Source organism: Glaciimonas sp. PAMC28666 (genome assembly GCF_016917355.1).
Lineage (GTDB): Bacteria > Pseudomonadota > Gammaproteobacteria > Burkholderiales > Burkholderiaceae_D > Glaciimonas.
In genome coordinates, this window is the sequence record NZ_CP070304.1 from 3,897,803 (window position 1) to 3,911,002 (window position 13,200).

12 protein-coding genes are annotated in these 13,200 nt (G+C 52.0%); 6 read left to right on the top strand and 6 right to left on the bottom strand.

Annotation, left to right across the window (positions count from 1 at the left end):
• Nucleotides 1-82: 82 nt before the first annotated feature.
• The 6 genes from JQN73_RS16550 to JQN73_RS16575 form a co-directional block, all read right to left on the bottom strand.
• A complete protein-coding gene (locus JQN73_RS16550) occupies nt 83-241 on the bottom strand; it encodes a hypothetical protein (protein WP_205319928.1) in 159 nt (52 codons plus the stop codon).
• Between the two features lie 197 nt (nt 242-438).
• Nucleotides 439-1,533, bottom strand: coding sequence for a porin (locus JQN73_RS16555; RefSeq protein ID WP_205319929.1), 1,095 nt, complete (start codon nt 1,531-1,533; stop codon nt 439-441).
• Nucleotides 1,534-1,951: 418 nt separating this feature from the next.
• Nucleotides 1,952-2,470 (bottom strand): flavin reductase family protein, encoded by a 519-nt coding sequence (locus JQN73_RS16560; RefSeq protein WP_205319930.1) that lies wholly within the window; start codon nt 2,468-2,470, stop codon nt 1,952-1,954.
• Between the two features lie 298 nt (nt 2,471-2,768).
• Nucleotides 2,769-3,617 (bottom strand): nuclear transport factor 2 family protein, encoded by an 849-nt coding sequence (locus tag JQN73_RS16565; RefSeq protein WP_205319931.1) that lies wholly within the window; start codon nt 3,615-3,617, stop codon nt 2,769-2,771.
• A gap of 48 nt (nt 3,618-3,665) precedes the next feature.
• Nucleotides 3,666-4,868: an acyl-CoA dehydrogenase family protein gene (locus JQN73_RS16570; RefSeq protein WP_205319932.1), complete on the bottom strand. Its 1,203-nt coding sequence runs from the start codon at nt 4,866-4,868 to the stop codon at nt 3,666-3,668.
• 69 nt (nt 4,869-4,937) lie between these two features.
• Nucleotides 4,938-6,212, bottom strand: coding sequence for an MFS transporter (locus JQN73_RS16575; RefSeq protein ID WP_205319933.1), 1,275 nt, complete (start codon nt 6,210-6,212; stop codon nt 4,938-4,940).
• Between the two features lie 386 nt (nt 6,213-6,598).
• On the opposite strand from JQN73_RS16575, the gene JQN73_RS16580 reads away from it, so the two are divergent.
• The 6 genes from JQN73_RS16580 to JQN73_RS16605 all read left to right on the top strand — a co-directional run bounded on the left by JQN73_RS16580 (nt 6,599) and on the right by JQN73_RS16605 (nt 12,991).
• Nucleotides 6,599-6,973 carry a hypothetical protein gene (locus JQN73_RS16580; protein ID WP_205319934.1) on the top strand — a complete coding sequence of 125 codons (375 nt, stop codon included), beginning with the start codon at nt 6,599-6,601 and terminating at the stop codon, nt 6,971-6,973.
• A 371-nt stretch (nt 6,974-7,344) separates the two neighbouring features.
• Complete coding sequence (locus JQN73_RS16585; protein WP_205319935.1) at nt 7,345-8,994, top strand: FAD-dependent monooxygenase; 1,650 nt, start codon at nt 7,345-7,347, stop codon at nt 8,992-8,994.
• 209 nt (nt 8,995-9,203) lie between these two features.
• Nucleotides 9,204-9,791, top strand: coding sequence for a VOC family protein (locus JQN73_RS16590; protein ID WP_205319936.1), 588 nt, complete (start codon nt 9,204-9,206; stop codon nt 9,789-9,791).
• Between the two features lie 109 nt (nt 9,792-9,900).
• Nucleotides 9,901-10,938 (top strand): aromatic ring-hydroxylating dioxygenase subunit alpha, encoded by a 1,038-nt coding sequence (locus JQN73_RS16595; protein WP_205319937.1) that lies wholly within the window; start codon nt 9,901-9,903, stop codon nt 10,936-10,938.
• Between the two features lie 63 nt (nt 10,939-11,001).
• A complete protein-coding gene (locus JQN73_RS16600; RefSeq protein WP_205319938.1) occupies nt 11,002-11,913 on the top strand; it encodes a LysR substrate-binding domain-containing protein in 912 nt (303 codons plus the stop codon).
• 112 nt (nt 11,914-12,025) lie between these two features.
• Nucleotides 12,026-12,991: a PDR/VanB family oxidoreductase gene (locus JQN73_RS16605; protein ID WP_205319939.1), complete on the top strand. Its 966-nt coding sequence runs from the start codon at nt 12,026-12,028 to the stop codon at nt 12,989-12,991.
• Nucleotides 12,992-13,200 lie beyond the last annotated feature (209 nt).

The following is a 13,200-nucleotide window of genomic DNA, read 5'->3' on the forward strand; positions in this document are numbered from 1 at the left end:
CCCATTTGATTTTGAAGCGCGATTGCGTTGCATTAGCGCGAAAAGTACCGTTTTTTTCGAACCATGTTTCTTCGACACGCCACTATCGCCCCGCCTTGTAAGCGTAACGATTCCAGCGCTTTTCCAACTCGTAGACATACCGTTGTACCCAAGCCATGATCGTTAAATAACTTATCAAAATCCCGCGCGCTGCCATCATCCCGATCAAATCAAATCGCAAAAAGAATACTTGTATCGCCAATTTGTATCGCCAATATTAGCGAAAACACAGAATGATGGTGTCATGTCAGAAATGTCCGCCTTTAAACAAATCAACCATACTTTTATGTTTCCTAGTCTTCATTCTGCGCTTTGAAAAAAGTGTAGCGTAATGGAAAATTTCCTTTAGATGCCGCCAAAGCAGCACCTATAGGATTAATGAATTAGTGCATGTCCAAATCAAAAAGTATGAACAATCCCCATGCGGACTGCCGTTTGATTCGCGCTACTGGAATTTTTTGATGCGCCGCCGGGGGTGTTAACAGTAGATGGAATGATCGTTGGATCGCTGCTGTGATTACGTGCAGCAATTACGTAAAGTGAAGTAAATTTGCTTAAAATGAAACGTACGGACATGAAGGGTTGTGTTAACGTCGCGGAATTTCCCGCCCGATTGGTATCGCGCGCTCTACCTACGCCGCCACCGATCCGAATGGTCGGAGCAATGTAGTAACTTGCCGCAAGTTCAAACGGTCTCGCCACCGCTTTCGATCCCACAACTACCGTCTCTTTGCCTTCAGAATAATTGGCAAGAAGCTCAACATCACCGATCTGATAAACCATTCTGACTGCGAAAACCTGGTTCGCAATGGTTGTTGAGAAATTGTCTTTAGTCCAACCTGCTCCAAGTTGTAGGGGACCGGCAACGTACTTGACGAATGTAGACTTCATATTGTCGTGATTGTTTTCGCTGCCGAGGCCATACATTAAACCACCCGACCAATTACCGATGGTATGCTGCCATTTTATGGCATTGTCGTATAAGCCGGTGCCAGAGTGGTTGTCGACTGCAGGTGATGTTCCGGTAACACTTTGGAAACCTTGATAACCCGAGGACAAACCTCCCTCGATGAATGGGGTAGCATCTGGGGGCAATGCGGTATTGAAGAAGTCAAACTGCCGCCCCACAGTCAGCGCCCCCCAAGTGTTGCTCTTTAACCCCACATAAGATCCACGGTTAAATAGTTGTGGAAAGGTTACCCCTGTATCAACATAGAATCGATTTTCCAACACGAAAATTGCCGATAGCCCCCCCCCAAGGTCTTCTACACCTCGAAATCCGAGTCGGGAGGGTGCCGCAATACCGTTATCCATTTTTACGGATGACTGCCCACCGACATTGTTGTTAAAGCTTAAGCCGACATCCAGCAAACCGTATATCGTTACACTACTTTGTGCCTGGGCGGCACCAGCAGCACAAGCCAGCAACGTTATGGAAAGCGTCGTGCTGATTAACGATAAATTTCTCTTTATTTGTTTATGTTGAAGTCTCATTGTTTTATTTTTTATAGTTTAATTGCTGCAAAAAAATCCCGAGCGTGCGATGCTCCCGGCACATCGAACGCTCTGGTACTGAAAATCTTGTTGTGCTCTAAAAAATCGCTGCTTCAACGCACTCGGGCTCAATCGAACGTTCTTTATTAAGAGGGACAGTTCGGTCAGGTTGAGCTTGTCCAAAATCAACCCGAGCGATAACATGACTAATCAAATTAGGACATCGACAGGCCCAATTTAATTGACCAAGGCATAATATTTTAAAGTCAAGATGGCTCTTGGCAGAACGTATGTCAGCTTATGACGTACGTAAATACTTGCGCTTTCGCCGTTCCGTTCATGATTTTTTCTACTAATACAACCTGCTTCATCTGACGGACTTTATTCATTTCATGTGCGCGCAGCGCCAAGTCAAAAATTAACTTAGCGGAATCGAGGAAGCATAGTGTCCTTCCTGAAAAAGTAATGGCGCCACCACGCCAAAACATCGGGCGTCACGAACTCGGCCGACAAAGATGGTGTGGGTTTCGTAATGCATTGTTTTATCCACATCGCAGAATATGTTGGCTTGGGCATCCATCAAATATGGCAGGCCATTTTCGTCGGTGGTCCAAGTGCCTACGTCAAAGCGGGACAATCCTTTGCGTTCCCCCGAGAAAATTCCCGATAAATTCGACTGACCGACCCCTAAGAGATTGACGCAGAACGTCCCTGTGTGCTTGATGATTTTGTGAAACGAGCTCGACTCGTTAACGCACACAAGCAACGCGCACGGCGACGTGCTGACCGACGTGACGGCCGTAGCGGTCATGCCGTGCCAGACGCCGTTATCGGTGCTGGTGACTAGGGATACGGTAGTTGATAAACGTCGCATCGCATTCCGAAAATCAACCAATACGTTGGGTGTTTTGGTGCTTACATCAGATAATTTTTGCATGAAAGATTCCTAAATCAAGAGCGTATTTTTGGCAAGCTGAGCTGCATGCGGTCGGGCATTTTTGCATCAGTTTGACGGCCAGGTTTTCATATACATTAATCGCAGGCAATCTTGCGCGACCTCACGACAACTTCAATCCATTGATACAAAAATCAGATTCTGACTGCGTCGGTGCAGTTTTTCATCCAGGTTGGTTGGTGCATAAAAATATTTCTGGATCAAAAAGGACGAATGCTAATTGCACTTGGTTGCGTCGCGGCGCATGGTCATGCAACAGGTGTTGCATTATTTTTATAATTTATTTTTTAGAGTTCTTTGAAGATAATGCAAGCCACGCTGCCTCCCCTGCTCGTAGCGCAGCCACCATTTCCGGACGATCCACGCCAGGAAGATCATCTTGGACAGGATGGACGGTACGCGCCAACACATAGCTTAGATAGCGGTACGAATGACGATAGCGGCTAGCTTCTGCTTCATCGATCACCGGCACCCGCCCAGGGTTTACGGGCGTCAACATATCCCGGATATAGATCATGCGCAGTCCAGCAATCAACCAGCGATCACCGAGCATCTGGACCCGCCACATCAACCGTACATAAGCATTGAGACAGACGTCCACACCATCCACGGGAACAAATGCGACCAATTGAGTCGGCGTTTCCGCGATCGCGCGGTCGTTATTAAGCTTAACGACAGAGGGGCTAAGTTGATGAAGACTGACCCTGCTTTGAGAGAGATTTTTTTTACTGAGTTCGACGAATGCAGCACCATCACCCTTGAACCATGAGACTTCGATGCTCGATCCAGGATGATAGCAAGCTGCCATTTCGGCCCATTGCCCGGCATCGCGCGCGGCACGTTCACGCTGGATAAGTTCCGAAATGGCAGCGCGATCCATTTGGTCTTGAACAGTCTTCGAAAGTCCTGCGCTATCAGTGTTATTCGGTGAATAACGTTGCGCGCTGCTTGCATGAGCGGACATAGTCGCAAGTGCCACCCCCGCCGTTGCCCTGAGAATAAAATTTCGGCGGCGCGCGTAATCACTCGTGTGTTCCGTCACTGCAATAACAGGTCGCGACGTCTCGCCTGTCTTGGGGGGGATATTTTCATCCTTAGAAAGTTCAGAAAACGAATCATGATTCCACATAGTTGTATCTCTTAAAGTTGATAGCCGGAGTCCGCATTTGCAACGACGTTACACAGGCATGAGAGGCGGATTAACGCCGCATACGTGACGACCGTACATCTCAAAGTTGCTCATTAACGAGACGAACGGATGCTGAGTTGCAACCTTCATGTCACCCCAGACACGACTGAGGACATAACCACGACGTGCGAACGTTCCACCCGCAGCTTGGGAGATTATTTCGGCAGCCTCCCACATCAGTTGATCAGAAGCCGCTGTATCGCGACAAATGCTTGCGCGGTCCAAGATTGGCATATATTCGCTCTTTGTAGCCCATGCATCCATGTCGCTGCAGGCCTTAGCCATCACTTGTTTGGCTGCGTGGATTTTTGCGCTGAGTTGGCCAATCTGGATGTGTGTCACCGCTGCTTCACCTTGTTTTGTGTACGGCGTAAGTTTGATGTCGCGCCTTGGCAGCGTCTCCAGAAATTCTTCCATCATTTGTGTTCCCATGCCGAGCAAGGGAAATGCGAGTATGGCTACCATCAGTGGTGTGAATGCGGTACGGTAAAGAGGCTGATCTTGGAAGGCACCATCTTGTCGCCCCTCTGTACTAGCCCTTAAACCCACAATGCGTTCGTCAGGGATGAATACGTTCTCCATACTGACGTTGGAGCTACCGCTACCCCGCAGGCCAATTGTGTCCCAATCGTTCAGAATCTTCACGTCACTCATAGGAACCAACGCAATCCCGGGTCCGATGTTTTCACCTGCCTCATTGAACATAGGTACGCCCAATAGGTCCCAATGCGCGTGATACACGCCGGAATTAAAAAACCACATTCCTTTTTCAACGATGATCCCTCCGCTCACCCGGCGAGCCGTGACGCCGCGAGCCGAAAAGACTCCCGCGACCCGCGTGTTGGGTTTTGCGAAAACCTCGTCAGTTACCGACTTTGGAAAAAAGCCTGCGGCCATCCAGTTACAGGCATTGATAAGGGTGATGGCCCACGCGACGCCACCATCTCCTCGTCCGATCTCCATCACAGCATCTTTCCAAGTCGAAATACTTGTCTGGAGCCCGCCATATGCACGCGGGATGCTCATTGAAAATAGCCCCGCAGCCTCGAGCTCTGCAATGGTTTGATTGGAAGCTCTGGCAAGCAGGTCTGTCTCAGCCTGCCTGGCGCGGAGACCGGGAACCAGCAACCGAGCTCGTTCCACAACTGTTTCCGAGGTTATAGTGAGATTTTTTTCTGAGAGGATATTCAAGATGTCTTCCTTATAAATTAAAATTAATGTGGGTCGTAAGTTACTGACTGCCTAACTGCATGCCGCTTATCAAGGTAGCGACTGCACAGGAAGAATGATGGTGCTTGATGCGATGCTGGTTGATGAGGATGACAGCATCCGTGGCACGAAGAAAATGGTTACTGCGGTGAGGAGGGCGATGACAGACAACATCGTCACGTTGCCAGCCAGTCCGACCCCAGTGTTAATTAACAGGCCGCCCACAGCAGGCCCAATCGCGGCACCAAGCCGCCCGATGCCCGAACTCACCCCGACTGCAGTGGCGCGTGACTCAGGAGTGTAAAAGGCAGCGACATAACTCCAGAGCACGGCCTGCCCCCCTCCCAGCGTCGCACCGATCACAAACACCAGAAGTACGTTTGATAACGTGGTCGCAGGAATGATGGCGAGCAGGACTAGGCTGATAGATGTAATTACGAACACCCCCGAAGCAACTAAACGCATGCCAAAACGGTCTGCCAGCCCGGCACCAAACATGCCACCGACCAAAGTGCCGACATTGAGTAGTACCAAAAATTTCAATGCGTCGCCAAGCGCATAACCGGCACTTTGCATGAGTAGCGGGAGCCAAGTGTTAAGCCCGAATACCATCAAGAACGCGAAAAAATTGGCTCCTGCGAACAATCCTGTTGCAATACCGACCTGCCCGCGAAAGATACTGCGTAAAGGATTTGACCTCACATGCCCGAGCGCATGCTCTGCGGATTTCCGCAGGAATTCGGGAGATTCTGGAAGTAGCCACACTGCCAGGGGGACTAAGGTCACCAGCGGCAATGCGCCGAAAGCAAACATTCCTCGGAAACCGAAATGTCCGAGTAACAAGATAGACATACTTCCGGCCAGAATCGCGCCAACCCCGAATCCCGAGAGCATGATCGAATTGAGCAACACCTTTCGTCGTGCCGGTGCAAATTCTATTACTAGCGCAATCACTGTAGGGGGAATGCCACCGAATCCTAGACCGGCGAGGAAGCGGAACAATCCCAGTTGAGTAGGCGTTTGAGCGAGTGAAACAAGAATCATCATTAACGAGAAAAATGTCAATAAGCCAATATAAAGTTTCCGGCGTCCGTAAATATCTGCCAACCAACCTGAAGCGGGCGCGCCGAAGACCATGCCAAACAATGCGGCCGCACCGATTGCGCCGGCTTGGGCAGCTGTCAGGGCCCAATTTGGATATGCAAGCAAAGCGGGAACGGCGGCACCATAAACGATTAGGTCATATCCTTCAAAAAGAACAGCGAAGAAACTAAAGGCGACAACGAGGTAAGTGGATCGCAATGTGGTAGCGGTCGGCGATTTCATCTCACCGACCGTTGAAAATCAGGGGCATTGGTCGTAGCTAAACATGGAATACCTACCAGCCAACTCATCGAGTCGTGGGATGTGTACGCTTCAATCATTCTGTCTCCGTCATGTTTGTATGTAGCAGAGTACCTATTACGGTTTTTCTGCTTTTTTGACATCTTAAAAGTGTCGACACTTTCATATTATCTTAAAATTTCTAAATGTCAATGGCTATATGAAACATATGATACATAGGGTGAATAGATAAAAAGAGTAAAAAAATAAGTGGCGTTTGACGAAATGAAAACGAAATGAGTCGTCAACCGAGTGTTAAAAATGTGGCGGGTAATTGCTTATAATCATGTTGAGTAAGCAAAAGGCGTGATCGTTCTCAGCATGCAAATATGACTTCCGTATTGTCCTCGCTTGGGACTACCGTGCTATCGGTCATTGGGGGTGTACGCGCCGAACGGACGGCAGGATGCGCGCAGTCCGTCATCTATGCTGTGGCCGCCATGGCTTATTCATCCAGCTTTCGTTCGACCGCCATGGAGTGTTTAGGGGAATGGGCTTTAGTCGGGGCGATGGCATTAACAGCATCTTACCGGCGGTATGCTGTTGCAGTTCGATCAGTGATCGGCTGTATTGTGCGCCGCGCTGACTTGCCACTGACCCCGGCGGCGCAATATTTCTGCGACATGATACGGCGCGCCAGCAGCCAACCTAAGCAGGCTCGCGACGCCGCCGCACTTAAACGCACTAAAGCGCACTTAATCTAATTTAGCGCATTTAGCGAATTTAGCCGCATTTACCCGCGACCCGCTTTGTCATTAACGGCGTGGATCACGACATGCGAGTTTATCAGGCCGATTCCGGAGCGCAACAACACCTCTCAAATTCGCGATCACCATCCATTTGGCCTTGCGCTTGCCAAGATAGCGCAGTGTTTGCTTCAGCCAACCTGAGATCGGCTCCGAAAATTTCCTCCGACTTCGAAAATTTCGCGAAACGTCTATAAACAGTGCGGTAGCGATTACCTCCCGGCATCGCTCACGCTTATTTACTATCTTACACGGCGAATGCGCCCTTGCTATATTCGGACCAAATTTGCACAACAAAACAAACTGCAAAGCAACCCGGAGACCACCAAGTGACTATTGCATCGTTATCCCGTATCAAGACTCAGGTTCTTATCATAGGCGCGGGTCCTGTCGGACAAAGTCTGGCAATCGAAATGGGCCAGCGCGGAATTAACTGCCTGGTAATAGACCGCAATGAACGCGTTGGCATGGCCCCCCGCGCCAAGACAACCAATGTGCGTACCCGCGAACATATGCGGCGCTGGGGTATTGCGCACAAGCTGGCCGAGGCATCGCCGTTCGGGGTTGACTATCCGTCTAACGTCGTATTCGCTACCCGCCTCTCGGGTCAGATGTTAGCCAAATTTGATAATGCCATGTATTGCGCGCCCGGCCGTAATCCGCTGTATTCAGAGCATGCCCAATGGATACCGCAATATGTCGTTGAACAAGTCATGCGCAACCATCTGGAAACCATCCCCAGTGCAACCTTGCGCTTGCAATGCCAGATGGTCGGCTTTGAACAGTTCGACGATCACGTAGTCGTCACGGTAGAAAATCTGGCTACCGGCGAGCAACAGGAAATCGATGCCGAATATCTGGTGGGCTGTGATGGTGGGCGCAGTCTGGTGCGGGAAGGCATCGGCGCGACCCTGGAAGGGACCTATGGCTTATCGCGCAATTACAATTTCGTGTTCCGTGCGCCGGGGATGGAAAAGGCCCATGGTCTCGGAAAAGCCATCATGTACTGGCAAATCAATGCCGATATGCCGAGCCTCATCGGACCGATGGACAAAGACGACCTTTGGTATTTTATGCCGACCGCATTGCCACCCGACGTTAAGATTACCAAAGAAAATGCAGCGGATTACATACGTCTCTCCACCGGCATCGATTTACCCTACGAAATTCTGAGCGCCGACGAATGGGTCGCCAGTAAGTTCATTGCCACCCATTACCGTGACCGTCGTGTTTTCCTGGCCGGCGACGCTGCCCACCTGCACCCACCATTCGGTGGCTTCGGTATGAATATGGGTATCAGCGATGCCGTCGATCTGGGTTGGAAACTGGCTGCGGTATTGCAAGGGTGGGGCGGACCGGCCTTGCTGGATAGCTATGAGCGCGAACGTCGTCCGGTACACCGACATGTGATGAATGAAGCAACTGCCAATCATGCCCTGCTCGGTAATGGCTTGCTGCAGGAGGGAATCGAAGCTGATACGTCCGAAGGAGCCGCTATTCGTGAACAAGTAGGGCAGCGCATTCGGGCCGGAAAGCTGTCGGAATTTTATACCTTGGGTACGCTTCTTGGCGATCGCTATTCGGATTCTCCGGTGATTGCCTGCACGCCGCATCCGCAAGCGCCACGCGATTTCCTCAATTATGTACCGAGCGCCGAGCCGGGCTGCCGGGCACCGCATGCCTGGTTGCATGACGGCAGCTCTCTATTCGATCATTTCGGCGCCGGTTTTACGCTGCTGGTGTCCGGTAACCCCGAAGAGGCCGCCCCTGCCGCAGCCGTGGCCGATGCTGCACAACGTGGTATTCCGCTCAAGGTAATCCATCCACAGATGGGTGCGATACACGGTCTGTATCCGAAGCGATTCACGTTGATCCGTCCGGATCAACACGTCGCCTGGTCAGGCAGCGAGTGGCCCGCAGCGAATGATGTGTTCGACCTGGTCTGCGGCAATCCGCCTGCCCGGGCCGCGCGCGACTGATACATAAGGGATGATGCATAACGAACGAAATGTTGATGGCAGGTTCGATTTGATTTGATGTGTGCCACCGATTTCCTGCAGTCCACCGATTACCTGCAGGCATCGGACGCACTAAATTATCATCTTACGGATGCAGCTAGTGCTTGTTATATTCAGGTCAAACGATGACAACAAAATGATGACAACAATCAGTAATGAGGAGACCATAAATGACAAATCAAAATCAAGTCGCGCTGCAAACCGTGCCGGTACCTGCCAAGCTAGCCCACGTTGTATTGCGTACTTCGCAAATGTTGATCATGCGCGCCTGGTATACCAGCGTGTTATCCGCAAAGACGATCTACGCCGACGACGGCCTCGCATTTCTGACTTATGACGAAGAGCACCATCGCATCGCCCTGTTGAACATGCCTAATCTCAAGCCACAGGAAACCGGCGCTGCCGGCGTGCATCATATCGCCTTCACTTACGGCACATTGGGCGATCTGGTGACGACTTACGAACGCCTGCGCGATGGTGACATCAAGCCAGTGTATTGCACCAATCATGGACCCACTACATCACTGTATTACCGAGATCCCGACGCCAATCAGATCGAATTGCAGATCGATAATTACGACACGATAGAAGAAGCGGCGCAATTTTTTTACTCTCCCGACTTCAAAGCTAATCCAATTGGCGTGGATTTCGATCCGGAAGATCTGGTCAAGCGCTTCCGCTCCGGTGAAGATGAAGCAGTCATCAAACGCCGTCCGATGATCGGCGAACGTGATCTGACCTCATTGCCGCTCCAATAAAAAAAACCGACAGAGCAAAGCGCGCTTCTTGTCGCAGGGACACGTTGGATTACCAGAGGTTCCTGCCAGCACCATCCATCATCACGTAATGAATTCAGAGGAGTGTCGCATGAACTACTTGCGGAATACCTGGTATGCCGCTGCATGGGATCATGAGGTCGCCGGCAAAATGCTTGCCCGTACTTTGCTGGACCAGCCTATTGTGTTTTATCGTGACGTGTTCGGCAAGGCGATTGCGCTGGCCGACCGCTGCCCACATCGTTTTGCGCCATTGTCCGGAGGCAAACTGGTCGATGGCGTGGTGGAGTGTCCATACCATGGTTTGCGCTATGGATCGGATGGCATCTGCGTACACAATCCGCATGGCGCGATCCCGAAGGCTGCCAAAGTCACCTCCTACCCATTGCTCGAAAAATACAGCATGATCTGGATCTGGATGGGACGTGCGGAAGATGCCGACCCGGCCTTATTGCCGGATTTCAGCGCTATCGTCGATCACCAGCGGCGCACCTACGTCAGCGGTTATCTACGCCTGAATTGTTACTATGAACTGGCAACAGACAACCTGCTCGATCTGAGTCACGTGCAATATTTGCATCCGTTGATAGGCAACACCGATTCCAGCGATCGCAACACGTTTTCACTGAAAGTGGAAGGCAACACCGTGTGGGCGTATAACAATATGCCGGGCGAACCTCTTACCAAAATGTGGCAGATGTTATGGGATGGCCCACCCACTACGCTGGTGGACCGGCGCGCTCACATGCGCTGGGACCCTCCTTCAACGCTGCTGCTTGATATTGGCGTGACCGAATGCGGACGTCCGGAGTCCGAAGGGATTTCGAATGCCGTTGCGCATATCCTGACCCCTGAGAGCGCCAGCGCGACGCATTATTTCTGGAAGGCTGGGCGCGATTGCAAGCGCGACGATACGGAACTCAGTGAAAAGTTACGGATCGGCCTTGATGCCGTGTTTCGCTATGAAGACGATCCGATGATCATGGCCTGCCAGTCACGCATGGGAGGCGTCACTGACCTGATGTCACTCAAGCCGATCCTGTTGGCCACGGATGCATCGGCGATACGTGCGCGACGGGTATTGGCAGCGTTGATCGAAAAAGAACAGGCGGTCACTTTTGCGACCTGATGCGTGCGGCACCGATAGCCAAAACCGGGTTGAAGTGCGCTCATTTGAAACGTTGAACATTTCATGCTCAAGCATCGTCATTTAAGAGATTTTCTGGCGATTGCGCAAGCCAGCAGCCTGCGCAGTGCCGCGCTTGCACTCGGTCTCACGCAACCTGCCATTTCGCGCAGCTTGCAGGAACTTGAAAAAGATATCGGCACTGCGCTGTTCGAGCGCCATGCGCGGGGAGTGGTGCTGACGCCGGCCGGCGAAAAATTCTTGTATCGGGCGCAAAGCGCCATGCAATCGATCCGCCGCGGTTACGACGACGTGCGCCAATTCAAAGGCGATATGCGCGGCTCGGTGTCGGTAGCATTGTCGAGCGCGTCGGTGTTGGGACTGCTGCCTTACGCTTACCCGCGCTTTCGAAAGTTGATGCCTGAAGTTAGTCTGCGTATCGTCGAAGGGCAGTTTTCGGCGATTGAGCCGCGTCTGCGTGACGGTCAGCTTGATTTTTATATTGGGCCCGCCGGCAGCGCCGAGGGCGGGGCCTACCACCTGCAGCATATCGATAACAACGAGCGCTTCGTCATGGCCCGCAACGAGCATCCGCTGCGACACGCCCGCAGCCTGGCCGAACTCGCTCAATCCGGGACGGAATGGCTCATTTCCGGATTGCACGAACGGGTCGAACTGGAGTTCGAGGAAGTATTTTCGGTGCATGCGCTGCCCAGTCCTGCGGTACGCACGCGTGCCGAATCGACCCTGATCATGATGACACTGCTGGCCAACACCGATGCCCTGGCGATCCTGCCCAAGGCATGGGCCTTCAGTTCCTTGTTCAAACATCTGGTCGGTGTTATCCCGATACAGGAACGGCTAGCGGCACCGGATCTGGTGCAGGTATGGTCACATCACTTTCCATTGACACCGGCAGCCGAGCAATTGTCGCTGCTGCTGCAGCGTGCGGCCGGAGACACCATCCTGTCGCCCTAAGAAGTATCTATGGCTTTGTCGTACGCACCAGATTAGCGCGGAACCGTGATCCCGCATTGTTAACCCGGATCACCGCTTCAAGTTCTGGCGGTGACCATCTCGCGAGACTAAAATGATCGACTCTACTTTCACCGTCCTGGTGGCGCACAAAAAACAGGAAGCAACCGATATATGCAGTCTCGAGCTGGTCGATCCGCAGGGGCAGGCCTTGCCGGCTTTTTCAGCCGGTGCCCACGTCGACGTGCATTTGCCCAGTGGGCTTGTGCGTCAATACTCGCTCTGCAACACTTCCGACGATAGCCATCGTTATCTGTTGGCCGTCTTGCGCGATCCCGTTTCGCGAGGCGGATCGGAGAGCGTGCATGCGCACATCAGACAAGGGGACACATTGCGAATCAGTGCGCCAAAAAATCACTTCGCGTTGGCGGCAGGTGGCAGTCATAGTTTGTTGCTCGCTGGCGGCATCGGTGTCACGCCGATTTTATGTATGGCCGAGCGGCTTGCAGTGATCGGAGCCAGCTTCGAGATGCACTATTGCACCCGGTCACAAGAGCGCACCGCATTTTATGAGCGCATCAAACAGTCTGCCTATGCCGAGCGCGTCCATTTCCATTTTGATGCCGGGGACCCGACCCAAAAACTGGCGCTTCAGGCATTGCTGTCCGATGCTCCCCCGCATACGCACCTGTATGTATGCGGGCCAGCGGGATTCATGGATGCAGTATTGAGCGGTGCGCGAGCGCAGGGCTGGCCTGAGGAGCAGTTACATTACGAATTTTTTGCCGGTGCCGTCACCAGCTCCGCCGAGGACCGTTCATTTCAAGTCACGTTGGCCAGTTCTGGTCGCGTCATTACGATACCAGCCGAAACCTCAGTGGTCGCAGCGTTGTTACAAGCCGGAATAGAAATTCCAGTCTCGTGCGAACAAGGGGTGTGCGGCACTTGTCTGACCCGCGTTCTGCAGGGTCAACCGGAACATAAAGACATGTATCTGACGCCGGAAGAACAAGCCAGAAATGATCAGTTCTTGCCTTGCTGTTCGCGCGCCAGATCCAGCATGCTTGTGCTCGACCTTTGATGGTTGGAAGCGCTCGCCGCCATGGTGGGTTCGATTTTTCCACACTGATCTTTTTTTTAAACCGCTGAGTTCAGGCGTCCCGGGTGAATCGTTGTCCAAGTTCCGTGACGATCAGACTGCCATCTAACTGGCTTGCGAAAAAGTGATAAACAGATAGCGACCGATTTTATTCGGCTATCTGTTTTTTCAGTATGCTTTCAAAATACCGT